This is a genomic window from Ruoffia tabacinasalis, assembly GCF_042652985.1.
GTDB lineage: Bacteria > Bacillota > Bacilli > Lactobacillales > Aerococcaceae > Ruoffia > Ruoffia tabacinasalis.
On record NZ_JBHSHQ010000028.1, the window covers coordinates 40,116 to 66,123 of the forward strand.

A 26,008-nucleotide genomic window follows, 5' to 3' on the forward strand; every position below is an offset into this window, starting at 1 on the left:
TATTTAATATTCATTTTTTATATATTTTTCCATTGCATCAAGTTCTCTTAAGGCAATTTTATTTCGATTAATTTTTGAATAGGCCCGGGCGTCATAAATTAAAGCTAAAATTGTATCTTTAGACTCTTTTATGGTAATTGCATTTTTTGCTAACTGGATTGCCGCCCTTGCTAGATAATATGTCACATGGTTATCTGAGCAAATAGAAACGGCATGTTCAGCTAAAGCATTACTAATATCTATCTCATCAATATGTGCATAAAACTTACTGCATTCAAAGACGATGTGTAACACACGCCAAACTTCTTCCATATGATGAGTCGGAAAATCATAAATTCGATTTAAGACTTTCGCAAAGTAAAACTCTGCTTTTTCTAACTCGCCTATTTGCTTAAAGATAATACCACTGCCTGTATAAGCGAGTAATTTATATAGTTCATACTCGTTGATAAGATTATCAAGTAATATCTGATCCAACTCATACAACGTATCAATAGTTGAATGCTTATTATAAATCATCACAAATGCCTTTAAATAATGATATCGCATGGTTAATTCTGAGTTATCAATCAGGTTTAAATCGATCTTTTCCAGCAAATTCCCCGCTTTCTCATACTCACTTAAGATGAGTGAGAATTCGGCTTCTTCCATTAACTCTTTTAACTTAGAATTTTTTACTCCAACTTTAGGAAATAATTCACTAAGTGGTAATTCTAACCGGTTGCATAATTTAATAAGTATTTTTAAACTCGGCACCTGACCGTTGTTTTCAAAACGACTTAAAGTTGCTTGGGTGCAGATACCTTCAGCAAGATCACTTTGAACTAAGCCCTTTTGCTTTCTAACTTCGATAAATCTTTCTATGTTTATGATATCACCCCTCAAACCACTTTTTCGCATATTGTGATTACATTCACTATCGAATGCTTTTATTATACATATAACTAATATTAATATCAACCGTTTATATAAAATTTTATATAATTATTATTTATTTAATCGTTTTAAAATATTACATCGGTAATATATATTGAATATGTATAATTAAATATTATAAAGGCCTTGTAAATAAATTAATTATTAATATAATAAGAATAAACTTTGGATTAGGAGATTTTAATTTGAAAATAAATAAGAATGTATTTCATAGACTGTCAATATTCTTTATATTGACGCTACTTGTATTTCCCGTTGATCATAAGTCCGCAGATGCTAACGAACAATTTATTGATAGCAGTGGCTCCTCGATTACACCAGAATTGCCGAAAAGTGCACCAAATGTGCCTGAAGGAGAAACTTATGTCGAGATTAATAATAATATCCCTTACTTTACTAACAAAGATATTACCGCAACAAAAACATGGGTGGAATTTAGTCAATTAGATGACTTAGGTCGCGTAGGTGCTGCTAACGCAGTTCTTTCTGTAGATACCTTACCTGCTGAACAAGAGTCAAGAAAAGATATCTCGGCCATCCACCCTACTGGTTGGCATCAAGGGAAGTACAAGCAAATCGGTAGTGGGGGTTGGCTTTATAATCGATCTCACTTAATTGGTCATCAATTGATTGGCGAAGGTGTCCCAGAATTAAATCTAATGACCGGAACACGATGGTTTAATATGGATGGTATGTTACCTTTTGAGAACTTTGTCGCAAGTACCATCGAAAATGACTTACTTACCGTCCGTTACCGTGTGACTCCTTTCTTTGAAGATGGGAATTTATTGGCATCAGGCGCTTTTATGGAAGGTTTTTCAATTGATGATAACGGTGAAACCTTGCAATTTAATATTTATATTCCAAATAGACAAAAAAATGTTCAGCTTGATTATGGAACTGGTCAGCATGACGGGGAATATATTGAACAAACAGCAATGGCTGCCCCAGTAAACAAGGAACACCCTGGCACTACTTTATACTTCACTGGAAATGCGATTGTGAACAGCTCTTCTTCGAATCAGCCGGTCGATTCCGATGCGACTGAAGGTCAAGGAGAAGTTGAACCTGCTGGATTTGCTGAGGTAGCTACAGAAACGCCGGCAGAAGAATATGTCTCATATAAAAATTGTACAGCTGTTCGAGAGGCTGGAGCAGCACCAATTCATCGCGGTGAACCTGGATACGCTTCACATTTAGATCGTGACAATGACGGCATTGGTTGCGAATAACAAAAAAATAGACTCCAGTTTTTGCTGGAGTCTGTTTTTATATGTGTACTAGTTTATAACTAAACGATTTAAGTAATCCATGTCGCCGGCTAAAATTTCAAAATCAAGGTCTGCGTTATTATCCACATATTCTTCATGGACTGATTTTGGTAATACAACTAAGCCTTTTTGATAGCAATAACGAATCGCAATTTGAGCGGTTGATTTATTGTATTTATCAGCGATCTTTTGAATGTCAGGATTATTTAATAATTTTCCTGTTCCAATTGGAGAGTAAGCTTCAACAATAATGTCATTTTCTTGGCAATATTGAACTAATTGCTCATCGCGGAAACCAATATGGTATTTAATTTGATTTAACATTGGTTTGATTTTTACATTCTCTAGCAGATTTACTAAGTCTTCAATTTCAAAGTTTGAAACACCAATGGCTTTTACTTTACCTGCTTCATATGCTTCTTCCAATGCTCTCCATACTTGCAGATTCTCTTCAAAATATAATTTCTCAATGGGTCCATCGGAATGCATTTTATCCCAAGGACGAGGAGCATGAATGATCACTAAATCAAGATACTCAGTATCTAAAGCCGTTAATGAGTCTTCAATGTCTTTTTTAGCTTCATCATAAGTTTTTGAAAAAGCACTTACTTTAGTAGTTAGGAAAAAGTCTTCTCGGTTCACTCCTGAAGCTTTCATCCCTTTACCGACACCCTCTTCATTTCCATAAGTGCGGGCAGTATCGATGTGTATATAGCCATTATTTAACGCATACGCTGTCATTTGTTCTGCTTCTTCTGAGCTCATTTGCCATGTTCCCAATCCAATCGCAGGGATTTCTAAACCGTTTGAAAATGTAAATACCTCTTTTAATTGTGTCATACATATTTCCTCCTAAACTTGATATGATTATGTTACCATTATTTCTTGAATTCGTATAATAAATGCACCCGGAGGATCAAATGGCAATGTCATTGTTAGTTTTTTTTCTTTTATTCGTACTTTGTTTTGTTATTTATAAATATGAACCTAGAACTATTTTTTTAGGTCTGGTCATGATTTTAGTCGCAATTCAAAGTGTTGTTATGTTTCTGATTTTTAACTTTAATAATTTGGCGCTAATTATGGGTATAATATTAGGTATTCTATTCTTAATTATACCTGTGGTTTTGACTATAGGTTTCTTAAGCAAACACAGAAAATTGTTCAAATGCTTAATAATTAGTTTGTTTGTCGGTATTATCATTTCTCTTCTATTGTATCTGAACGAAATTAATGTCATCGAAATACTTCAACTCCCTTTAATTACATGGGGAATTGGTTACTTTGTTTGTGGTATTTGTTTGGGTATACTAGTCGTTAACAGCTATCTTCTTTCGGCTCTGATGAATTTATTTAGTAAAGAGAAACCAAGCGTAGATTATCTCATCGTTCTAGGCGCTGGATTGAATAAAGAAAAAGTGACTCCTTTACTTGCCAAACGGATTGATAAAGCAATTCAAGTATACAAAGAAGCCCCTGATTTAATATTGATTATGTCTGGTGGTCAAGGTGATGATGAGATGATTCCAGAGGGACTAGCCATGGCTAATTATGCAATAAGCCAAGGTGTCCCAAAAAATCATATTATTATTGAAGATCAATCTGTAAATACATATGAAAACATTTTATTCTCAAGTCAGCACTTTGCCTCTGAAGATGCTTCATTTGCAATTATCAGTACAATGTATCATTTGTTTAGAGCTGAATTGATTGCTAAAAAACTAGGTTTAAAATCTGTGAGCTATGGTGCTGAATCAGGTAAGAAATGGGTATTCAATGCGAATGCTTTTATTCGAGAGTTCTTTGCTTATTTATATATGCAATTGAAGTGGGTTGTCTTATTTTCAATTCTTTATACCCTATTATACAATTTGTTGCACTATGCGGTTTTGATGAATGCGTTCCCATTACCTTTATGATACAGTTAGCATAGAATTTAGGGGGGGATAATTATGAAAGAAAATATGATATTAAAGAAAATGCAGGCAGGCGAACAAGTGGTTGGCACGTTCTTTGAAACGATTGGAACTTCTATCGTAGAATGTTTAGGAATTGCGGGGTTAGATTTCTTCATTGTTGATTTTGAACACAGTACGTTTACTGCGGAATCACTGTTGGAAATTGTTCATACAGCTGAATTACGTGATATGTCTACTTTAATGAGAATAAAAGATATTAGTCGATCGAATGTATTACGTCCATTAGATGTTGGTGTTCAAGGGTTAATTATTCCAAATATTCGAACTGTTGATGAAGTTAAACAAGTGGTTGATTGGGGGAAGTACGCACCCATTGGTAATCGTGGATTTTTCCTATCTCGTGTCACTGATTTTGGCTATAGTGATAAAGTTTCCGATTTACCAGCCTACTTTAAAGAGCGTAATCAAGAAACGTTAATCATCCCACAATGTGAAACACCTGAATGTTTAGAGAATATCGAAGAAATTTGTGCGATCGATGGTGTTGACGGTATCTTTGTTGGTCCTTTTGATTTAACGATTGCCTTAGGTATTCCCGCTCAATTTGATCACCCTATTTTTAAAGAGGCTCTAGCTCGTATTTATAAAGCATGTCGTAATAACAATAAATTTACTTTTATCTTTGGGGCTAATACTGAGCAGGCAAAATATTATAGAGATTATGGCTTTGATGCTGTTACTTGCTCAATGGATGCTTCAATTATGATCGAAGCTTTTAAGAATATGTTAGAAACTGTTAAAAAGTAAAGCTTTGAATCTATTCTTTCCTGTAAATAATTTAAATATATACTATAATATAACTAAAACTTATAGTAGGAATGATAAGATGCTAAGTAAAACAGATGCTAAAATCGTACTCAATGAAATTATGAATTTATATCCAGAAGCTAGACCGACGATGCGTTATGAGAATGCTTTTCAATTATTAATGGTAGTCATCCTAAGTGCACAAGCAACGGATGCCTCTATTGAAAAAATTCAGGACAAATTGTTTGAACGCTACCCTTCGCCTGAAGCGGTCGTTGAATCGAGTATTGAAGAGATTGAAACGTATATAAATACGATAGGCTTATATCATAATAAAGCGCGCTATATTTTTATGAGTAGCCAACAGCTGTTAGATAACTTTGGTGGTGAAGTTCCAACGACACGTAAAGAATTAACATCCTTAACCGGTATTGGTCCAAAGTCTGCCAATATTATCTTAAGTGTCGCCTATGGTGAAGCAGCTTTTGCGGTTGATACCCATGTAACACGGATATGTAAGCATCACAATATTGTTGACAATGATGCGACAGCTCAAGATATAGAAAAGCGAGTGACAGAGATATTACCTCCAGAGCAATGGGGACATGCTCATCAAGCGATGATAAACTTTGGAAGAGAAATTTGTAAACCGCGTAAGCCACTTTGTGAAAATCACCCGCAATTGTATGCACATTTAGGCTAATATTCTTCTCATTCATATTCAAAAAAGGAGCACAGATATATTCTGCGCTCCTTTAGTATTTAATCATAATAGTTGTTTAAATGATTTTCTCTACGGTATTTATTGCGTACTTGGCGATACGCTGCTATAAATGGTATTAACACTGAGGCAACAACAATCCCTAATACATTAAATATAACCGCACATAAGATCATAATCACTGCGGGTAACCAGAATGGTAGTTCTAAGTCTTTCCCTAAGAAAAAAGGTTCGATTAATTGTTCGATAATTTCGACTCCGATATATAAGAAGAGTAATAACCATCCTTGACTCGGATCACCAAATATCCATTCAATAATCACCCAAGGTATAAATGCAATCCCCGCTCCGACGACTGGGATTAAATCTAATAGACTAATTCCAATCGCGAATGCTATGGCATAACCAGGATCATAGCCAATCCCCCAAAAACCTAGAATGAGTAATAATATAACAATTCCGATGACTTTTACTTCTGCTTTTGCAAATAGCCAAATATTTTTAACACCTGTTGAAAATACTTCACCCCAAAATTGTGTGTTTGAATTCATTAAATCTATCCTTTCATTAATTACAGGTTGATTTTATTTTTAATTTTTTAGTATAGTTATATTTTAACAAATTTAGTATAAAAATCATCCGCCCTAAGACGTAAATATGCTCTATAACAAAAGACGCATTAAACAATTAATCTGTTTAATGCGTTTATTTTAGATTTATTTTACAAAGCCATTCCAATTTGTCTCAAGCAAATGATTTAAGTTTTCTTTTTGCCATTTCATATTGAGAATAGCTTTATTGCATTTTAAAATCATGCTCTTCTTTTCACCATAAAATTTGAGTGTGATTTTATATTGAATGAATCCTTTTTTCGCTTTAAAAAATTCAATATCTTCGATTGGAATGATTGCATACTCTCCACTTAAGTCTCCTAAAGTTGTAACGGTTAATAATAGTAGATTATCAGGAGTAAAATACACAATGAAATAATCTGAAGCAACTAAAAATTGAAACTTATTATACATTATAGAAGCCATTAGACCTGGTGGTGTATAACCATAAATATAATTTTTATCTATTTGGCTTCCTGGCATAACTTCTTCTATTAGGGCTTCGATATTCTCAGATTTACTAGCTGTGTTCATAGTATACATCTCACTTTCGTTTATACGGAGTCAATCCTTTAAAATGATTGTCCCGTGACAGGGTCCAGTTCCGGCTTGGGAACTTTTATAATGTTCTCTTTTACTTTATCATACTCGCTTATTTCTCCATAGCGCATGTCGTATGAATCTCCATTCGGATATGCGCCTACAATTATGAAGTCTTCAGTTGAATCCATCTTTTTATGCGCTGTTCCGGCTGGTAGGAATACGACATCCCCTTGAGTAAAGGTAATAATTTTTGACTCAGGACCTCCCAATTGTACCCTCGCTGATCCGGAAATACATGCTAACACCTCATGGGCAATTGAATGAAAGTGATGCTTAGATAAAATTCCATTTATCCAACCATTTGAATAATGATGTTTCTCTAGAAAACCTAGAACGTCCTCTCCAGAATAGTCATTTTGTTTAAAAATCTCATCTAATGCCTTTTTATATATGACGACAGGCAGTTTGTTATTGGGAAAAGGACTATTTTCTTGAAGTTGCATTTTTATTGTTTCCATCTTATATCTCCTATCGTTATATTTATTCTAATACTTATAGTATATTATAACGCTACACTTATTAAATCGCACGAAATTTACCTTGCATTATATCCGCCAGAATATCAAATATATTTCTATATAAATTAAGATAAAAATTATCACAGAAGGATTATCACTTGCTTCTATGAATATAAATTATTTAATAATTGTAAAATTTTATTTGATTTCTGTTCAAAAAGTGAAAATGAGAGAATTCTTATCATATTATTAGAATGGCTAACTTAATGGATTGTAAGCGATAATCTAATTTAGTAAGCAGATTCATCTTTTCGTCTCATTTTACATGCATAATTAACTATGTTATTGTGAAAAACGTGATTATTACAAAAAGATTACAATGAAAAGAGGTAAAATTAGTGAGTAAATTAAGAGTCGAAAACTTAACAAAGATTTTCGGAGACAATGAAAAAGAAGCATTAGACTTAATGAATCAAGGAAAAACTAAAGAAGAAATATTAGCAGCTACAGGTGCAACACTTGGAGTGAATCAAGCTACTTTTGATGTAAAAGCTGGAGAAATTTTCGTTATTATGGGCTTATCAGGAAGTGGTAAATCTACACTTGTTCGTATGTTAAATCGTCTTATTGAACCGACAAACGGTAATGTATATATTGATGAAGCAAATGTATCACAAATGAATAAAAATGATTTACGAGATATCCGTCGTAAAAAAATTAGTATGGTGTTTCAAAATTTTGGTCTCTTCCCTCACCGTACTATTCTAGAGAATACTGAGTATGGTTTAGAAGTACAAGGCGTACCGAAAGCGGAACGTCAAGAAAAAGCGGAACAAGCATTAGATAACGCTGGCTTACTTCCATATAAGGATCAATTCCCTGATCAGTTATCTGGAGGTATGCAACAACGTGTTGGACTTGCAAGAGCGCTTGCTAACGACCCAGATATTTTATTAATGGATGAGGCCTTTTCTGCTTTAGATCCACTAATCCGTCGTGATATGCAAGATGAGTTAATTGAAATGCAAAAAACATTAAACAAAACAATTATCTTTATTACCCATGATTTAAACGAGTCACTAAGACTTGGTAATCGTATTGCAATCATGAAAGATGGTGAAGTTGTTCAAGTTGGTACGGGTGAAGAAATCTTATCAAATCCTGCGAATGATTATGTTAAACGCTTCGTAGAAGATATTGACCGTACTAAAGTATATACAGCGCAACATATTATGGAAGAACCAACAGCTGTTACAACTCAATTAGAGACACCTTCAGAAGCACTACGTATTATGGTAGATGAAGGTATGAGTAATATTCTTGTTGTAGATAAAGATGAACAATTAATTGGATTTGTAACCCGCGAAGAAGTGGAATCATTACTACACCAAGGTCATGATGATATATCAAGTGTTGTTCAATCTGACGTTCCAGAAGTTGAATCTGGCGCATTAATTGATGACTTATTCGATGTGATTCATGATTCTGAAACACCAATTGCTGTTACAAGCAATAAAGGTGAATTAGAAGGAGTTATCGTCCGCAGTAACGTTATTGGTGCCATGACAACCGACACGCAATATGATGTTATTAACAACAATGAGGATGATACAGAAATTAAAGATTCTACTAAGGAGGAATTAGACCATGAGTAGTTTATTAGATATGTTTCCACAGCTACCTTTTTCAGAATGGATTTCTAATTTTATTGATTGGATAACTGCCAATTTCAATGTGTTATTTGATTCATTAAACAGTGTGGGTACAAGTTCAATGGAATGGATGACACGTATGTTAATGTTAATTCCACCACTTGCTTTTATCATTATTGTGATGTTAGTTGCCTATTTCGTTTCAAATAGAAAAATGGGCTTATCAATTTTCGCTGGTATTGGGTTATTATATATTCACAACCAGAACTTATGGGGTAATATGATGAACACCCTAACATTAATTATTGTTGCAAGTTTAATCTCAATTATCGTTGGTATACCTTTAGGTATTCTGATGGCTAAGAGTTCTCTTGCAGAGAAAATCATTCAACCTATTCTAGACTTTATGCAAACAATGCCAGCCTTTGTTTACTTAATTCCAGCTGTTTCTTTCTTTGGAATTGGTATGGTGCCTGGTGTGTTCGCTTCAGTGATCTTTGCCCTACCACCTATTGTTCGTTTCACTAACTTAGGTATTAGACAAGTTCCTGAAGAATTAGTTGAAGCGGCTGATTCATTTGGTAGTACGGGATGGCAAAAACTTTATAAAGTAGAATTACCAAATGCCAAATCAACGATAATGGCTGGTACAAACCAAACCGTTCTTCTTGCACTTTCAATGGTAGTAACTGCTTCAATGATTGGTGCACCTGGTCTTGGTACGAACGTATTAACTGCATTACAACGTGGTCAAGCTGGAGCTGGATTCGTTTCAGGTTTCGCTTTAGTTGTCCTAGCAATTGTTATTGATCGTATCTTACAAAGCTCAAATAAAAGCCGCGTAGACTAAGAACGGAAAGGAGAATAATTTTGAATAAGAAAACAATACATAGAATTATCGGTGCCATTCTAGCTGTTCTGTTCGTAGGTGAAATTGTTTATAGTGTTAACAACACTGAACTTGCAACACGTTCAACGGGAGAAACAATCCAAATAGTTCATAACCCTTGGGATACAGAAATTGCGTCTTCAACAGTTTTAGGCTTAGTATTAGAAGAAGCTGGATACAATGTAAACCTTGTATCAGTTGATAATGCAATCATGTTCGAGTCAATCTCTACTGGTGAATCAGATGTGATGACTGCCGCTTGGTTACCTATCACTCATGGTAGCATTATTGAAGAATATGAAGACGACATGGTTGATTTAGGCCCAAACTTAGAAGGTGCTTCTACAGGAATTGGTGTTCCAAGTTATATGGACGTTGATTCGATTACTGATTTAGATTCGCAAGCAGAACAAACCATTATTGGTATCGAGCCTGGTGCAGGTGCCATGATTCAAACAGAAGCAGCAATGAACAATTATGACAACTTAAGTGATTGGGAATTAGAAGCACCATCTACTGGAGCGATGTTAGCATCACTAGATACAGCGATTCAAAACGAAGAAGAATTTGTCTTTGTTGCTTGGACTCCACACTGGATGTTCTCAGAGTATGATATTAAGATGTTAGAAGATCCTGATATAGTATACGGAGAAGCTGAAGATATCTATACTTTCACTCGTTTAGGCTTTGCTGAAGACCATCCTGAAGCCAACGAAATTGTGGATCGATTCTTTTGGGAAATTGAAGACATGGAAAGTGTTACTCTAGCTATGCAAAATGGTACGGATAACCGTACAGCCGCACAAAACTGGATTAATGAGAATCGTGAAACAGTGGATTCTTGGTTAGAAGGCGTATTTGAATAAAATTAATCTCTTAAAGAATCACACTCCATTAGGAAATAATCCTAATGGAGTGTGATTTTTACTTTTAATATTCTAATGCTTAATAGCGTAATCTTGCAGAGACATTAATTCCATCCGGCATATCATCCTCTGGAACAATATAAATCTTTCCTTTAGCAGTTGCCACTTTTGTTATGAGTTGTTTTAAGAAGTCTTTGTCTGATTCTTCAAAACTACCATTATCAGTAATTGTACCTGATTGAGTATAAGCTTTATTAACCAATAACTCTTCAATTCGCCCTTCTATAGCACTCATGGATAAATCATCTAATTGATTATCAATTCTAAACTTAGGTGCTGTTTCTCTAAAGCGATTGAACATAGTCTCTTGTTCTTTTTTAACAATTTCAACATTTTTGTTCAGGGCTTTTTCTTGAACGGTATTGAAATTCGCATTTGCACCTGACTCTTCAATTCTGTCATCAATTAAATAAGGGTTCTTAGACAAGTCACGGAATACAGCTTGATTTTCGGATAAAGCATATAGAATGAGTGGTAAGTTACGAGCTGAAGAATAATTTTCATGAATGTAATTGTCAACTTCTCTGAAGTAATTCTCACGATCTATGTCTTTTTCATGACTTGTATCATTATGACCATGATAGCCTTGTTCTCCTCCACCTGTCGCACTATACGCACCTGAATTGGCTCCTCCGCCAGTTAATTCTGAACCTAGAGCATCATTTAATGTTCTTGGTGCATCATCATCTTCAAAGTCAATTTCTTTAACAGAAGTAGCATCCCCTTCGAATAAACGAATATCCTCACGATTTAGAATTAATACATGATATTGGTTCGTGTACTGATAGTTTTCAATCAGTGGTGTTAAATTTGGTGCTTTACCTACATTAACTAAATTAGCAACCGGAATACCTAGGTGGTAATAGTAGACTTCGTCTTCTGTAATATATAATGCGAGTCCTCCTCGATAAGTTACTAACTCAACGTCATTGACTTTCGCTCTTTCAATTTGATCTAGAAACTTGTTTGAAACTTCTTTGTCGCATTCAGCTTCAATTTTCTTTTTGGCCTCTTCTAAAAGGTTATTCAATTGAATACGATCTTGATCGGAGCTGACAGATGTTGCATGCAACTCCATAGCAATTGACACAAATATCTTATCAACCTTCTCTAACTCTTTCGCCGGAAAGGCAGTTAATTTTATCATAGTGAAACCCCTTTCTTTTTGTAATACATTAATTGTAACAATATCTCTCTTAACTGTAAAATCATACACATTGAGATATCACACTATTTTAGTACAGAAAAGTTGCATCCCAAATAATTATTGGTAATCTATATATATAGAACTTATGGAGGATGATAATTAATGACAGAAAAAAGACGTTATACGACTATGGCAGTGAATACTGGTGGACGTCATGGAATTAGTCGTTTAGTAGATGGTAGTTTTGAAGTGGATGTTGCAATGCCTAAAGAAATGGGTGGACCAGGAGAAGCTGTCAATCCCGAGCAGTTATTCGCTTTAGGTTGGAGTGCTTGCTTCCATTCAGCTTTAGAACGCCACAAGAAGACGTTTGGTGCAGAAGGTGAGTCAAAAGTTGGCGTTGAAATTGGACTTAATACTGACCCTGAATTCGGCGGTTTTAAACTAGTGGCTAATATCGAAGTTGGTATTGAAGGCTTATCATTAACAGAAGTGCAAGAAATCGCTGACCAAGCGCACGGTGATTGCGCTTATTCAAAAGCGACTCGTGGAAACATCGATTCTAAAGTTACTGCCATCGAAACATTCTTTATTGAAGACGTGAATAATTAATCCCTTAAAAAAGCAAGCTTATAAACTGTCCATTTACAGTCCATAAGCTTGCTTTTAATTTGTCACTTGTTTAAACGTTAAATCGATAGACAAAGTCAGCAGTGTCTCTTGAAGTTGATTGGGATCTGTATTTAAATTCAAATACTCCCTCTCTGTCTGTTTATTTAAGATGACAGGTACTCTGTGATGGATATCAGCCATTGGGCCTTCTGAGTCTTTCGTTAACATTGAATATGTTAATGTACTCGAACCATCATCGTTCTCGTAGCGCTCGCAAATACCAGCAATTGAGAATATGTCTAAACCTGCTACAGCTATTTGCCAACGCTCTTTCTTCTCCTGTGAATCAACTTCTTTGAACTCATAAAACGAAGTGGCAGGAATTAAACAGCGTTTACGTTTGAAGGCTTCAATAAATGTCTGCTTTTCCAAAATCGATTCTAAACGTGCATTAATTAGAGGTCTCTTGGCAAAACTTGGCGTAAAACCCCATTTAATCGCGTAAAATTTATTATTCGGAAGTAAAATGAGGTTATTCTGACTTGGATAGTACACTTCTCTCTCATCTTCAGGTAGATTCGAATCTAATTCCGTACCTGCATAACGCTCTAGTAATGCTTTTTTATTCTCTAAAAAACTATATTGACCACACATCGTTAATCTCTCCTTAAATAATACGATTTGTAAGTGTCCCAATGCCTTCTATCGCGATTTGTATCTCGTCACCAGAGTCTAACCACTCTTGTTCGCCTTCATCATAGCCTAAGATAACACCTTCAGGTGTCCCTGTAAATATTAAGTCTCCGGGTTTAAGCGTCATATATTTTGATACATAGGAGATAATTTTAGCGCAGTTAAAAATCATTTTATCTGTATTCGATTGTTGAACGATTCTCCCATTTCGCTTTGTAGAAATGTTTAATTGATTAGGATTTATACTATCAGACGTCACGACGACCGGTCCAATTGGCGCAAATTTGTCGGGTGTCTTACCAAGTAGCCACTGCCCAGATCTAAATTGTAAGTCTCTCACTGACAAATCGTTTCCAATCGTATAGCCAAATACATAATCTAACGCTTCTTCTTCAGATACATCTTGGGCAGTTTCTCCCATAATAATGACCAATTCACATTCATAATCAATTTGTTCGCCATCTAAGGGTTTAGGTATATCTTCCCCATCCGCTGCAAGAGCATTATTAAATTTACTAAATAAGACTGGTTCTTCAGGCACATCCATGTCCGGTCCTTCGGACACATGATCTAAATAGTTTAAACCGACACAAATTATCTTTTCAGGTCGACTTACCGGCGGTAAAATATGTAAGTCAGCGTAATTTAAATAATCAGATTCACCAAAGGAAGATTCATTCTTCTCAAAAATTTGTTTAATTATCGGAAATTGTTTCTCCTCAATTAATGTTTCAAGTGAGCCATTTAGCTCTTTATCTGTGTATTTACGAAGGCTTTCGATTGAAATAACTCCATTTGGTGTAAGTAAACCGACATTGATTGAATTGTTATATTGGTAACTAAGTAATTTCATTTTCTACTCCTTTTCATTTGGCAAAAGTTATGAAGCGTTTTCCTTATAAATCATTATATCGTATAAACAAATAGAGAGCCAAGACTCTGCTGAATCTAGATCTCTCTATAAATTAGTTGTATTAAGACTGTTCCTCAGCTTCTTGGAAATCTGCTTGAGAATCAGTTAAAGTTTCAATGACTGAATCATAAGTTGCTTTGATTGCATTATCATCAGTCACAGTATAAGTTGTGGAATCTTCCTCTTCACTCACACGTGTTTCAACTTCTTCTTCTGTCACAGCTTCATTATCCCAAAGGATATCAGATTGAGAAATCGTTATATTCACGTGTTTCGCTTCCTCATTACCTTCGCCAACACTACTGGTTTCGTTTGTCGTAGTCTCTGTCGTTTCGGTGCCGTCTCCTAAACCACCGTCTAACCAACCACCTTGCGTTACGCCGAATCCTCCACCTACTAATACTAAGGCTGCAACAAGCCAACCCCAGATACCAAATTTACTTTTCTTCTTATTATCTTTTCTAGCCATTATTACCACTCCTTATTCATTTTCATTACTGAGTTCAATTAACTGTTCTTGATAGACAACGGTACTATCCGAGTTTTGATCTATTTGAGTTATTGCTGATAGAATATTTCGATAATCTCTTAAGAATATTTCTTCATTATTATAAGTGAACGAAACAATAATTACTTCTTGTTCAATCGTCTCTATTTGAGACGAAAGCCATGAGTATAAATCTTGGGTTTCTGGTTTTTGAACTTCAGTTCCATCTTCCAAAACTAAATACATGGGATCATCATCTAGACTGGATGGAAAGACGATATTTACTTTTCCAATTGATTGTTGATAGGTTTGATACCAAGTTTGTTCTGATTGCGTTTGAGGCATTTGCGTTTGTGCTAATTGGCTGACTTCTTCTTCTAAAGCTGTAATTGTCTCCGTTGTTGATTGAGATTGTGTCGCTAATACCATAAACAACAGAATTAGTATCACGTCAAGCAATGGAGTTAAGTCGACAATCATTTCTTTAAATTTCATCGTAGGAGTCCTCATAATTTTGACGCGCATGACGTTCGACAATCGCATCTTTTCTTAGTAAATAAGTTTGGACTAATTCATTGTTCTCCTCAACTCTAGCTTGTAAATAACCGTTTAAAGCTTTGAAGATAATGGCGAATATAATCCCCCAAAACGTTGATGTCAGTGCCATAAAGAACAAACTCGTATCTAATTCACCGACCATCGGTATTAATGAGATGACTGTTCCTAATAAACCCATCAATGGGAATATCGCACAGACGTTTGTAAATAATACATAGAGACTGTTGCTTTTTTGACGCTTTTGGAGAATTTCTTGCTCACCATCAGAATCAAAATATAACTTATAGTGTCTATTCATACTTTTCTGGTTTTTCTTACCTAAAGCTACGTTTCCTCGTGGAATTAAAATGTTAAATAATTGCTTACAGCTTTCTAAGCATCGATAATACAGAAAAGCTGCTCCAATCGCTATAATGACAATTAAAAAATCAAATTTGAAAAAATTATCTAATATTGGTTGAAAAAATTGCAATGACTATTCACCTCTAATCTTATGTGTTTTAATCATACCATTTTACATGAAATTTGCGAAGAATATAACTTTATAACAGTAAATTTATATCATTTTTAACAATTAAATATTAAATATCGATACAAATTATGATCGTTTTAATTCTTGCATTATTTGTTTTAATTCTTGTAATTCTTCTTTATATAAATCCCGATATTGGCCACTTTGCGTTGCCCCGTCCAAGTGAATGGGGCCAATCATAATGCGATGTAAGTCTGTCACTTTTACCCCGCATTGTAAAAACATCCGTTTAATTTGATGTCTTTTACCCTCAGTTATAGTAACAATCCCACTACTTTCACTCACGGATTGATTTAAGATGCGTAATTTGGCTGGCTTGAGTTGAGTTCCATCTTCTAATAGTAAGCCGCTTTTAAATGCTTCAACCATTATCTGATCCATCAAACCATTCACAGTGACACGATATTGCTTCTCTTTAGCGAAACGTGCTTGTTCAAATAGATAATGCAATTGACCATTATTCGTGAGAAAAACTAAGCCGGTTGAGTCACGATCTAATCGCCCTACAATTGATAAACTCTCATCAAAGTCTTGTTCTTTTAGTAATTCTAAAACGGTAGTGAATTCCGAATCTTTTTTAGCACTCAAGACCCCTTTGGGTTTGTTCAAGGCTAAATAAGTATGTCCAAAATCTTTACCTATGCGCTTACCATTCACTCTGATATCAAATAATACAGGATCGACCGTAAGCATTCGATCCGTGACGATTTTTCCGTCACACGTTACTTGCTTACTTTGTAATAATCTCTTTCTATTTTTTACAGGCAAATCGAGTGCTTGTTGTAATAACTCATCCAGCGTCATCTGTTTAACTCTTCTAAATATTCATTGTGGCTACGTTCAAAAAAATCAGCAATTTTATCCATCGTCTGAGTTTGTACAAGGTGACCAGCATGTTCAAAGATGACTTCCATTCTCAATTCCGTATTCTCTTCTACAAAGGCTTTTGTCTGGCTAAATGGAACTTTTTCATCTTCATCCCCGTGCCAAATAAAGAAAGGTCTGTCATTTAATAATTCGGGCTGGCGAGCTAAATCATACTTAGGAATCCAAGCAGTTAGATTGAAATAGTCCTTAGGTAAGTAAATATTACGACTTATCGCATGTCGGTGAATCATGTCTCTGTAATCAGTTAAAGCTGGTGTTCCCATAATACATGCTGCTGCATTAATTTCTGGATTATGAGTCATTAAGGCACATGTTGTCATTCCACCCATCGACAAACCACCTACACCAATGAAATCAGTGGCTAAATGACGTTTTTTGAAATAATCAATAATATAGCCAAATTCAAATAGATTTGTATGAATGCTATTAAAAAAAGTCAATGAGGGTATCGATGAAACCGACTGGATACGTTCACCGTGATTCTCAGCATCCGGTAAAACAACTCGAAAGCCTTTGGCTGCTAACTTACGGCCTTGGGTGATAACTAATGTTTTATTAATTTGCCAACCATGATAATATACGATAATCGGCAAGGGTTTATTTCGATCTGCGTCTTCAACAACTTCAAATACGGGAATTGTCCCAATCATTCTTTTTCTTACAATAATTTTCAATTTTTTCCAACTTTCTTTAAAGTATATCATTGTACTTTTGATGACAATGTTTGACTAATTTGTTATTCTTATCATAATGAAAAGCTTTTCAAAGGAGGCAATTATGAAATTAGATAATATTATATCAGAGCCATCACGCATTCTACAAGGAAGTCGCATTCCTGAAGCCTATTCGGTAAATGAACACAGTGAAATAATTAATCTTCACGCGGTGGCATATCCATTGAATACAAAAGAAGTCGTCGACTTAGTTAAATATGCCAACCAAAATGATTTAGCAATTATTACTTATGGAGCTAATACTGGTTTAGCTGAAGCGACGTCAGCTTTCGGTGGTGAGTTAATCATTGATCTCAGCAAGATGAATCAGATTATTGACTTCGACTTAGATACATTAACTTTAGTTGTAGATCCTGGTGTCACTAATGGTGAAGTTCAACAATTTGTTGAATCCAAAGGTTATTTCTACCCACCAGATCCTGGAGCAAAACACGGTTCGATCGGTGGTAATGTAGCTACAAATGCTGGTGGTATGCGCGCGGTTAAATATGGTACAACCCGTGAATACGTTCGTAAAATGGAAATCGTCCTTGCTAACGGTGACGTTATTGAGACAGGTAGTGTAGCGATTAAGAACAGTTCAGGTTATAACTTAAATCATCTATTTATTGGTTCGGAAGGAACTTTAGGAATCATTACTAAAGTCTACTTAAAAGTGATTCCCTTACCTAAGTTTAAACAATCCTATATCGCCGCCTTCCCTTCTTTAGACGATGCGGCGGAAGCAGTACTTTCTATCTTGCGGAATGGTTTGGATATCACGGCTGTTGAGTTTTTCGAACGTCGTGCCATCGCATATAGTGAACAACTCTTGAATAAAACATTCCCAAGTGAAAAAGGAGTTGCCTACTTATTAATGACCTTTGATGGGATGCAAGAAGCGGTCATTCAAGAAGAAGCTCAGCGATTAGAAAAAATTACTCATGATCATAATGCAGTTGAGTTTTTAGTGCTTTCTGAAGAAGATAGTTTAACTGCATGGGATTTACGCGATAATATATTAGCAGGAATACTAACAATTTCTGAACAAGAGCCTCTAGATTATTCCGTTCCTGTGAATGAATTTGTGAATTTTTTCAAATATACACATGAAGTCGAAGCAAATAGTGGTTTAAATTTCATTAGTTTTGGCCATGCAGGAGATGGTAATATTCACTCTTCTATCTTACGAGGCGACTTAACCCAAGATGAATGGCAAGAGAAAAAACATGAAATACTGACGAATTTATATGCTTATGTCTCTGAAGTCGGTGGTGTACCTTCTGCAGAACATGGTATTGGTTTAGTTAAAAAGCCATACTTTAAACAAGTGATGAGTAGCGAATATTTGCATTACTTAAAACAAATTAAATTGGCATTTGATCCTGACAATCGATTAAATCCAGGTAAAATTTTTGATTAATACTTCATCCTTAAACAAAGAAATCACCTCAAAGATTAACTCTTTAAGGTGATTTTTTATGTATTTATTTTGTCGCAGGTTCTAATTGACCCATCTCAACAAGTTTATTTTTTACTAGTTCAATAACCACTTCTGCATCAGCAGGGTTATTAACGACATCGTATTTATCAATATCAATTTTGATTACTTGTGATGCGTGGTAGTGATTATCTACCCAATCATCGTAGCCACTCCAAAGTGTTTCATAATAGTTCACTAAATTGATATCTTGTTCAAATTCACGACCACGAATGCCGATTCTCTTTAAGATTGTATCGAATGAGCCTGTTAAATAAATCATTAAATCGGGAGATTTTTTAGGTAGTTCATCCAATTCTTCAAGCATATTTGTCAAAAGCTTTTCGTAAATACTAAACTCAAGATTTGAAATACGACCTAAGTCGTTGTTTACTTTCGCGAAGTACCAATCTTCATAGATTGAACGATCTAATACGTTATTACGGTGAACAAGTGCCTCCTTAATACTATAAAAACGGCTACTTAAAAATTCTAACTGTAATAAAAATGAATATCTTTTTAATTCTTGTTCTTCCTCTGATGCGGTATAAAATAATGGAAGTATTTCATTGTCATCCACATTTTCATAAAAAATATCTGAACCAAGTGCATTACCAATTAATTTTGCTACACTTGTCTTTCCAGCACCAATCATTCCACCAACAACTATAATCGCCATCGACTCCTCTCCTTTATTCCATACAACAACATGTTGTGTCTATTTACAAATTATAACACTATATATTGTGTTATCAAGTAAATATTTAAAATTGTCTTAGACGCACCTATGAAACTATACAGAATTTTGTCGATGGATTCAAGTTAATTATTCCACATAAATTTATAATATTAAAGGCGTCACTCTCGTTAAAAAGTGACGCCCTGAATAGCTAATCTTTTACATCAAATTCAAAATGTTCGACGATTTTATTTTGTAGATGTTGATATTTACCATGTCCCTTAAATAGTTGAAATGCTTGAACAGATTGTTGGTCTGCTTCATCTGGATACACATCATTAACATATGGATTATCTTTTAGAATTTCTTTTAAATGTTCTTTTCCAACTTTGCGGATAGATCCACTCACGCGAATGACTTCTATACCCTTCTCAGATTTAGCCATGCCCGTAATCGATACTTCAGGTTTCGCTTCTAATTGCTGGTAAAAGCCAGTTTTAGGTGATGTCATGAAGAAGATTCCTTTTTCATTCCCGACGCCTACATTAATATAACGTGCTTGCGGTAATCCTTCACTGTCAACTGTTGAAAAAACAGCTGCACCAATGTCATCTTGTAATAAAGTTAAATATTTTTTGTATTCCATATTCTTCCTCCTAAAAAGTTACATTTCTGTAATATTATATTCTGTGACCATAATTGGATAAGTACTTTCTATAAAAGCAAATATATCTTCTAAACGCTTCTTGCCTAACTTTGCATCGCTTGTAACAATCCCGAAAGCAAGTTCACTTTGATTTAATATATCATGAAATGCAACTTCTGCTGCTGAAACTTTAAATCGACCTTGACTCTTTTGAATGATACTTTTGACGATGCGGCGTTTATCTTTTAAAGAATAAGCATCATTAATTATAAAGGTGATTGTCAAGACATGTACATGCATCTATATCCCTACTTTAAATTAAATATTTCAATGTCTCACATTGATAATGAATTAGAAAAAGAAATCAATCACGTTATAAAACATGATTCATTCCTCTGATATTGGTTATGACAATATTACCAAATGCGGTAGCCGATATTTGTTATTAATAGGCCAGTCTGAATATCCCAACGGCAATATTGAATATATACCATATCATCACCATTACCGTAGTAGGCTAAATCAGGCATATAATCATCACCGTAAAATTGCTTTTGTTGATTTTCATGTAGAAATTCAATCGTTTGAGTAATTTCATAACCTTTACTTAAACCATCTTCATCTGTAATGACCACTTCTGTTCCAACCTCTAGCAGACCTTGATCCGCTAATGGATTAAAAACGCCTGTACCCGATAAATCATAGTAATGACCAAAAAATGTATTGATATTATTTTGACCTACATAAGCCACTCGGTTTTCATTCAAGACTTCATTTAATTCATCAAAATCATCACCGAAGCCTTCGTTTCCTCGCATGTCTTTAAAAGAAAACTCATAACCATTCACGTTTAGGCTTTCTTCAGTATAGCCTGCTTCTGTCCCATCTTCTGGCAAGGATTCGATTTCCTCTTCATCGTAGTCAGTTGGTAAAACTGGTTCATGAATGACCGCACCTTCAATATCTTCGGGTTTCAGGCTGTCATCTTCATTATCTTTTTCTGTTTCGTCCTCGTCTACTCCGTTTCTTTCCTGTACTGACAAAGTATCTTGAGCAAGTACTGCCGTGTTTGGCGTATAAGAATTTGTATAAGGCAAGAGAGTCGCGAGTATTGATGTTAATAGTAGAAAGCGTTTAATAAAAATCACCTCAAAATTAGTCTAGTAATCATATTATAACTAAAAGTGTCTAATTTAATACTAAATATATTATAAATTTCCGTTAATATTTAGTATATCTATTATGGTAATTTAATCTTTGCGACATTTAATGATCTTAATGTAGGTGTTTTCTTATATTGGTGTTCTTCCATTTTAATTAAGATATCGTTAAGCATCTGAACTGTATCTGACATATAAGAGCCTTTATTAAGCATGACACACTCAGAACGGCTCCCTTCAGCGGCATCGGTCACCTCTGCTCTAGAAGGAATTCCTTCATCCAGCATTGAAGCCATTACCTCTGTCCCCCATATCACAGGAGTATCACTTGCCTCACAAATCCATAAGATTTCTTGTTGTAATTCAGCAAGTCTCACATAACCACTTTCTACCGCTAAATCTCCGCGGGCAATCATGACAGATACTGGGTTTCGACTTCCAGCTTTTAGAATCACTTCTGGTAAATTATTCATTGCTTGAACTGTTTCAATTTTTAAAGTTAATGGGATGTCATTCAATGGTCGATTCATTTTTTCAATTTCTGCTTGAATTTCTTCAATATCATCCGTAGTTCGAATGAATGAACAACCAATCATATCCGCATGTTCAACGGCAAAGTGAATCGCTTTTCGGTCTTCATCAGTTAGGACATCGATATCAAACTCTGTTTTAGGGAAATTAAGGCCTTTCTCAGCCTTTATTCTTACAGAGCCACCTCTGACTCTCTTTACTAGTAGTAAAGCTTCTGACTCCCCAATTTTTTTCACTTCAAGCTCAATGGACCCATCATCAATCAAAATCGGATCATCAATTGATAATTGCTCAAAAATTTGAGGTATACTGCAACCGATAGTCACTTTAATATCGTCATCAAGAGCTGGTAAATTTACATAATCTTTAGTCATACGAACTAAATCACCTGCTTTTACTTTGGGTTTCTTAAATTTTGTAAAGACCCAATCCGTTCTAATTTTAGGACCGGCAATGTCGATTAATATTTTTACTTTTTTATCTAATTCTTCGGCTACTTCATGAATATTGTCTATCATGGCACTCCAAGTATCTTCATTGTCATGCGCTGCATTAATTCTAGCAACATTCATCCCACTCTCAATTAATTCTTTCAAAAGCACCTTGTCTTCAGATGCTTCTGTAGGCATTGTCACCATAATGCGTGTATTTCTTTCTCTTGGCGCATCTCCAAAAAACAATTGTGTATTCTGAGCAAGTCTGTTTCTTCCAGCTGTTGATTGTTTTGATTCAGGTTCTTCAATCTCCATATCTTTGCCAATTGTATTTCCTAAACGTCTAATAACAGACTCTAAAGTAAATAACGTTCTAGACTCTAATCTACCTAAACTTGATAGACCCCATGAAGATAAATCTGCTTGTAATGATCGGATATCTCGTCTTCTTAAAGCAAGATAAGCAAACAAATTCCTAGCACTTTCACGAAATTCGTTTCGTTCGATATATTTATCAATGGCTTTAAATTCAGTTTCAGATTCAGCTTTTATTTGTTGGTATAATTCTGTTAAATCATCATAAATTTGAGTTTGTTCTTCAATACTTGAGTATGTCATTTGTTCACCTCATAATATATTATTGTTAATGTGATTATAACAATATTCATCGACATTTGAAAACGTTACCCTTTATTATTACTACATATATATTTATAGGTATAAAATTTTATGGAAATACAAAAAAACACTACAAAAATTGCAGTGCTTTAAACATCTAGTCTATCATTTATTGGTCTAAGTATTTATTCGTTAAAGAAACATTTTGTCCACGGTCATAACCATCATGATAGGCATGGCTATTTCGACTTAAATCAGGTTGTTTAAAGGCTAAAGAACCATTAATTTCTTGATTAAACTTATCTACAACATCTTGAGGAGTTTTGATAATTAAAGCAAACTTCTCATTATCATCTGCCATCTCTTCTCTTTGCTTGGCAAATTTATGGTCTAAACCATCCATAAACCCTTGATAGTAGGCTTTTCGAATTTGAGCTTGAGCGAGTGTAGAATCTTCATTATTATCTTTAATATGAATTCCTGCATAATGCTTCATTGATTCAGCAGCTAAGTAAAACACTTCATAAGCCAACTCAACATCTTCAGGGTAACCCATTAGAACAAGCTTTCTTTGCACGCTCTTCTGATGTGGTAGACGGTTACTCTGCACATAAAACATCACTCTGAAGTTTTCAGAAATGATCTTAACTAACACTTTCTCCCACCAATATAATCGCTTATATACAGAAAGGGATTTGATAATAATCTCTTGCTTTCCACCTTCATTTAACTCATCTTGAGAAATTTTATATTTAAGCATTAATTTTTGGGCCATTAATAAGGCTGTTTGACTCTCCTCGTCATTACCACCGTCTTCAGCAAGTGATAACAAATTACGTATTTTATCGAGAATTTTATCATTGATTGACACATTAATACCCCCTTGTTATGGCAATATAACTAATTTTATCATATTTTGAGACAAAATATAAATACAATGCCTAATTTAACGTAAAGTTCTTAAAACTTCTTCAAATCGATCTGGTAAATCTGTTTCGAAATTCATTGCTTCCCCAGATGTTGGATGTACAAAATGAAGCGACTGGGCATGTAAGAACTGGCCATCATCAAGTCTCGCTAATTGCCCTTTCATTTGGCCTACACCTTGACGATACAAGGGATCACCGACGATTGGATGCCCAATAAACTCTAAATGGACACGAATTTGATGTGTACGTCCAGTTTTTAACTCAACTTTAACGAGTGTATTATGTGCAAAAGTTTCTAGTACTTCAAAATGAGTGAGCGCGTATCTACCTGCATGATTGGTCGTGTATTTAATACGATTACTCGGATCACGATTAATTGGCGCTTCTATGATACCTGTAAGTGTTTCAATCACTTCATTGACTAAAGCAACATACGTACGTCCCATTGAGTGGTCTTCTAATTGCTCACTAAGTTTTTGATGTGCATGATTATTTTTAGCTACAACGATGAGCCCAGAAGTATCCTTATCAATTCTATGTACGATCCCTGGACGGACAGTATCTTCATTATTAGATAAATTATCATCTAAATAATACACTAAAGCATTCACTAAAGTTCCACTTGGATGTCCTTTTGACGGATGAACAACCATATCAATCGGTTTATTAATAACCAAGACATCATCATCTTCATAAACGATATCTAATGGGATATCCTCAGGTAAGATATCCATTTGCTCTTCTTCGGGAATTTCAACGTTAATTACTTCACTCCCATTTAATTTGTAATTTGCTTTTTGATGCACGCCATCAACAGTAATATGCTGATTTTTTAATAATTTTTGAATGGTAGAACGGCTGTAAGTTTCTTCAGATAATAAGTCTACTAATACTTTATCTAAACGACCTACTTCGCCTTGTAATTCAAATTTTTTTGTTTCTTTAATTTTTGTCATTATAAAACATCCTCTGTATTTTCAAAAAATAATATTACGATAATAAGTAATACGACTCCGATTGTCAGTGCAGCATCCGCTACATTGAAAATCGGAAAATCTATAAACTTGAGTCTAAACATATCAATTACGTAACCTAAACGAATTCGGTCGATAAAATTACCAACGGCTCCACCGAGAATTAAACCGTAACTTAAACGAGTTATAAAATGATGGTCACGATTCTTGAAGATCAAATAAATAATATAAGCAGCAGCCAACACGGTAATAATTAAAAAGAAATTCACTCGACCCGAGAACAAGCCCCAGCCAGCACCATCGTTACGTAAGTAGAAAAAATCGAAAACATTCGCAATTCCTCTAGCTGATTCCCCTACTTGTAAATTTGTTACCGTCAAAAACTTGACAATTTGGTCAAAAACAATTAATAATATTGCAACGAAAAAAGATAAAAACATAGATACTCCTTGTTGTTAGGTTCTAAATATTTAATAATATTTGAATTGCTAATAGTGTTATTATATACTAATCTAAGTAAAATTTAAATTTATTATTTTTTAAACAATTTAAACATTTTTAAGGAGAGTCTATGAAACATTTGAATAAAATTGTAATACTCTTAATAACAACACTATTTATTGCTGGTTGTGATAACTCATTAGAAAGAGCTGATAAAACAGTCAGTCTCGTTCAGGAGAACGTTACGAGTATTGTTAATGAGTTAACAGAAATACAACTTGCTGAAGGAAACCTACAAGCAGAATTTGAAAGTACCATTGCTAACGCTGGAGATGATCTTACTTACTTTGCAAGTGATGATTCACCCATCCAACAAAATATTCAACGCCGTAAAGAGCATTTAACAAAATTGGAAGAAGTTCGTGGTGAATTGGATACAATGATTGAGGAATTTTCTAATCAAGTTGATAATAGCCCGCTTCCAACTGAACAAGTGACAAATCAAATTACTCAGTTACAGGAATTGTCTCAAGAAATCGTTACTTACATATCTGATTATCGAGAAAACATTGAAACTGAATCAATTGTTTACAAATCGATTGCAAATCCAGAAACGGATTACTCATCTTTCTTTGCTGTATTTGATAGAGTGTCGCAGTTACATACGACCAATCAAATTAATTTAGAGCGTATCTTAGGGTACTTTGAACCTATCAATGCGCAATTAATTAATTTTAAAGTATATTTAGCTAATTTACAAGAATCAAATTAGGAATTTGT

At 34.6% G+C, this 26,008-nt stretch carries 29 protein-coding genes and 1 pseudogene; 9 read left to right on the forward strand and 21 right to left on the reverse strand.

What is annotated here, in order from left to right; all coding sequences use genetic code 11:
• Positions 1–3: 3 nt before the first annotated feature.
• Entirely contained in the window at positions 4–900 is an 897-nt protein-coding gene (locus tag ACFO5Y_RS04495) for a helix-turn-helix domain-containing protein (RefSeq protein ID WP_197103421.1), read from the reverse strand.
• 221 nt (positions 901–1,121) lie between these two features.
• On the opposite strand from ACFO5Y_RS04495, the gene ACFO5Y_RS04500 reads away from it, so the two are divergent.
• The gene (locus ACFO5Y_RS04500) at positions 1,122–2,168 is read left to right on the forward strand and encodes a DNA/RNA non-specific endonuclease (protein WP_197103419.1); all 1,047 of its coding nucleotides are present in this window, start codon (positions 1,122–1,124) and stop codon (positions 2,166–2,168) included.
• 48 nt (positions 2,169–2,216) lie between these two features.
• Here ACFO5Y_RS04500 and ACFO5Y_RS04505 read toward each other — a convergent pair whose 3' ends face one another.
• Positions 2,217–3,047 carry an aldo/keto reductase gene (locus ACFO5Y_RS04505; RefSeq protein ID WP_197103417.1) on the reverse strand — a complete coding sequence of 277 codons (831 nt, stop codon included), beginning with the start codon at positions 3,045–3,047 and terminating at the stop codon, positions 2,217–2,219.
• Between the two features lie 80 nt (positions 3,048–3,127).
• Between ACFO5Y_RS04505 and ACFO5Y_RS04510 the strand changes: the two genes are divergently transcribed.
• From ACFO5Y_RS04510 to nth, 3 genes are all read left to right on the forward strand, one after another.
• Entirely contained in the window at positions 3,128–4,126 is a 999-nt protein-coding gene (locus ACFO5Y_RS04510) for a YdcF family protein (RefSeq protein ID WP_197103416.1), read from the forward strand.
• A gap of 33 nt (positions 4,127–4,159) precedes the next feature.
• Entirely contained in the window at positions 4,160–4,933 is a 774-nt protein-coding gene (locus tag ACFO5Y_RS04515; protein ID WP_197103414.1) for an HpcH/HpaI aldolase family protein, read from the forward strand.
• Between the two features lie 79 nt (positions 4,934–5,012).
• The gene (nth, locus tag ACFO5Y_RS04520; RefSeq protein ID WP_197103412.1) at positions 5,013–5,636 is read left to right on the forward strand and encodes an endonuclease III; all 624 of its coding nucleotides are present in this window, start codon (positions 5,013–5,015) and stop codon (positions 5,634–5,636) included.
• A 59-nt stretch (positions 5,637–5,695) separates the two neighbouring features.
• Here the strand turns inward: nth and ACFO5Y_RS04525 are convergent, their stop codons facing one another.
• The 3 genes from ACFO5Y_RS04525 to ACFO5Y_RS04535 all read right to left on the reverse strand — a co-directional run bounded on the left by ACFO5Y_RS04525 (position 5,696) and on the right by ACFO5Y_RS04535 (position 7,326).
• A complete protein-coding gene (locus ACFO5Y_RS04525; protein WP_197103410.1) occupies positions 5,696–6,205 on the reverse strand; it encodes an AI-2E family transporter in 510 nt (169 codons plus the stop codon).
• 165 nt (positions 6,206–6,370) lie between these two features.
• The gene (locus ACFO5Y_RS04530) at positions 6,371–6,799 is read right to left on the reverse strand and encodes a hypothetical protein (protein WP_197103399.1); all 429 of its coding nucleotides are present in this window, start codon (positions 6,797–6,799) and stop codon (positions 6,371–6,373) included.
• 38 nt (positions 6,800–6,837) lie between these two features.
• Positions 6,838–7,326 carry a cupin domain-containing protein gene (locus tag ACFO5Y_RS04535; RefSeq protein ID WP_197103397.1) on the reverse strand — a complete coding sequence of 163 codons (489 nt, stop codon included), beginning with the start codon at positions 7,324–7,326 and terminating at the stop codon, positions 6,838–6,840.
• Between the two features lie 398 nt (positions 7,327–7,724).
• Between ACFO5Y_RS04535 and ACFO5Y_RS04540 the strand changes: the two genes are divergently transcribed.
• Complete coding sequence (locus tag ACFO5Y_RS04540) at positions 7,725–8,981, forward strand: quaternary amine ABC transporter ATP-binding protein (RefSeq protein WP_331459496.1); 1,257 nt, start codon at positions 7,725–7,727, stop codon at positions 8,979–8,981.
• Positions 8,974–10,733, forward strand: a pseudogene (locus ACFO5Y_RS04545) (ABC transporter permease/substrate binding protein). The gene ACFO5Y_RS04540 and the pseudogene ACFO5Y_RS04545 overlap by 8 nt, the downstream one beginning before the upstream one ends.
• Positions 10,734–10,812: 79 nt before the next feature.
• On the opposite strand, the gene ACFO5Y_RS04550 reads toward ACFO5Y_RS04545, so the two are convergent.
• Complete coding sequence (locus tag ACFO5Y_RS04550; RefSeq protein WP_197103392.1) at positions 10,813–11,940, reverse strand: baeRF6 domain-containing protein; 1,128 nt, start codon at positions 11,938–11,940, stop codon at positions 10,813–10,815.
• A gap of 162 nt (positions 11,941–12,102) precedes the next feature.
• On the opposite strand from ACFO5Y_RS04550, the gene ACFO5Y_RS04555 reads away from it, so the two are divergent.
• Positions 12,103–12,552: an Ohr family peroxiredoxin gene (locus tag ACFO5Y_RS04555; RefSeq protein ID WP_197103390.1), complete on the forward strand. Its 450-nt coding sequence runs from the start codon at positions 12,103–12,105 to the stop codon at positions 12,550–12,552.
• 54 nt (positions 12,553–12,606) lie between these two features.
• Here the strand turns inward: ACFO5Y_RS04555 and ACFO5Y_RS04560 are convergent, their stop codons facing one another.
• From ACFO5Y_RS04560 to ACFO5Y_RS04590, 7 genes are all read right to left on the reverse strand, one after another.
• On the reverse strand, positions 12,607–13,206 hold the full coding sequence (locus tag ACFO5Y_RS04560) for an SOS response-associated peptidase (protein ID WP_197103389.1): 600 nt from the start codon (positions 13,204–13,206) through the stop codon (positions 12,607–12,609).
• A gap of 13 nt (positions 13,207–13,219) precedes the next feature.
• On the reverse strand, positions 13,220–14,098 hold the full coding sequence (locus ACFO5Y_RS04565) for a fumarylacetoacetate hydrolase family protein (protein WP_197103387.1): 879 nt from the start codon (positions 14,096–14,098) through the stop codon (positions 13,220–13,222).
• Between the two features lie 121 nt (positions 14,099–14,219).
• Complete coding sequence (locus tag ACFO5Y_RS04570) at positions 14,220–14,627, reverse strand: hypothetical protein (RefSeq protein ID WP_197103385.1); 408 nt, start codon at positions 14,625–14,627, stop codon at positions 14,220–14,222.
• A 12-nt stretch (positions 14,628–14,639) separates the two neighbouring features.
• Entirely contained in the window at positions 14,640–15,140 is a 501-nt protein-coding gene (locus ACFO5Y_RS04575) for a hypothetical protein (RefSeq protein ID WP_197103383.1), read from the reverse strand.
• Entirely contained in the window at positions 15,130–15,675 is a 546-nt protein-coding gene (locus tag ACFO5Y_RS04580) for a MotA/TolQ/ExbB proton channel family protein (protein ID WP_197103381.1), read from the reverse strand. Before ACFO5Y_RS04580 ends, ACFO5Y_RS04575 begins: the two co-directional genes overlap by 11 nt.
• A gap of 126 nt (positions 15,676–15,801) precedes the next feature.
• Positions 15,802–16,539, reverse strand: a complete 738-nt coding sequence (locus ACFO5Y_RS04585; RefSeq protein ID WP_197103379.1) for a pseudouridine synthase — start codon at positions 16,537–16,539, stop codon at positions 15,802–15,804.
• Positions 16,536–17,297, reverse strand: coding sequence for an alpha/beta fold hydrolase (locus ACFO5Y_RS04590; protein WP_197103377.1), 762 nt, complete (start codon positions 17,295–17,297; stop codon positions 16,536–16,538). The genes ACFO5Y_RS04585 and ACFO5Y_RS04590 overlap by 4 nt, the downstream gene beginning before the upstream one ends.
• Positions 17,298–17,400: 103 nt before the next feature.
• On the opposite strand from ACFO5Y_RS04590, the gene ACFO5Y_RS04595 reads away from it, so the two are divergent.
• Positions 17,401–18,759, forward strand: coding sequence for an FAD-binding oxidoreductase (locus tag ACFO5Y_RS04595; RefSeq protein WP_197103375.1), 1,359 nt, complete (start codon positions 17,401–17,403; stop codon positions 18,757–18,759).
• Positions 18,760–18,823: 64 nt separating this feature from the next.
• Here the strand turns inward: ACFO5Y_RS04595 and ACFO5Y_RS04600 are convergent, their stop codons facing one another.
• The 8 genes from ACFO5Y_RS04600 to lspA all read right to left on the reverse strand — a co-directional run bounded on the left by ACFO5Y_RS04600 (position 18,824) and on the right by lspA (position 25,227).
• The gene (locus ACFO5Y_RS04600; RefSeq protein WP_138403334.1) at positions 18,824–19,495 is read right to left on the reverse strand and encodes a deoxynucleoside kinase; all 672 of its coding nucleotides are present in this window, start codon (positions 19,493–19,495) and stop codon (positions 18,824–18,826) included.
• Between the two features lie 211 nt (positions 19,496–19,706).
• Positions 19,707–20,141, reverse strand: coding sequence for a pyridoxamine 5'-phosphate oxidase family protein (locus ACFO5Y_RS04605; RefSeq protein WP_197103373.1), 435 nt, complete (start codon positions 20,139–20,141; stop codon positions 19,707–19,709).
• 18 nt (positions 20,142–20,159) lie between these two features.
• Complete coding sequence (locus tag ACFO5Y_RS04610; RefSeq protein WP_197103371.1) at positions 20,160–20,441, reverse strand: DUF503 domain-containing protein; 282 nt, start codon at positions 20,439–20,441, stop codon at positions 20,160–20,162.
• 116 nt (positions 20,442–20,557) lie between these two features.
• A complete protein-coding gene (locus ACFO5Y_RS04615; protein ID WP_197103369.1) occupies positions 20,558–21,289 on the reverse strand; it encodes a sortase family protein in 732 nt (243 codons plus the stop codon).
• A 92-nt stretch (positions 21,290–21,381) separates the two neighbouring features.
• Positions 21,382–22,884 carry a pyruvate kinase gene (locus ACFO5Y_RS04620; protein ID WP_197103367.1) on the reverse strand — a complete coding sequence of 501 codons (1,503 nt, stop codon included), beginning with the start codon at positions 22,882–22,884 and terminating at the stop codon, positions 21,382–21,384.
• A 169-nt stretch (positions 22,885–23,053) separates the two neighbouring features.
• Entirely contained in the window at positions 23,054–23,755 is a 702-nt protein-coding gene (locus tag ACFO5Y_RS04625; RefSeq protein ID WP_138405007.1) for a DUF2786 domain-containing protein, read from the reverse strand.
• Between the two features lie 75 nt (positions 23,756–23,830).
• Entirely contained in the window at positions 23,831–24,769 is a 939-nt protein-coding gene (locus tag ACFO5Y_RS04630) for an RluA family pseudouridine synthase (protein WP_197103365.1), read from the reverse strand.
• Positions 24,769–25,227, reverse strand: coding sequence for a signal peptidase II (gene lspA, locus ACFO5Y_RS04635; RefSeq protein WP_197103363.1), 459 nt, complete (start codon positions 25,225–25,227; stop codon positions 24,769–24,771). The genes ACFO5Y_RS04630 and lspA overlap by 1 nt, the downstream gene beginning before the upstream one ends.
• Positions 25,228–25,367: 140 nt before the next feature.
• On the opposite strand from lspA, the gene ACFO5Y_RS04640 reads away from it, so the two are divergent.
• Complete coding sequence (locus tag ACFO5Y_RS04640) at positions 25,368–26,000, forward strand: YkyA family protein (RefSeq protein ID WP_197103361.1); 633 nt, start codon at positions 25,368–25,370, stop codon at positions 25,998–26,000.
• Positions 26,001–26,008: the final 8 nt, after the last annotated feature.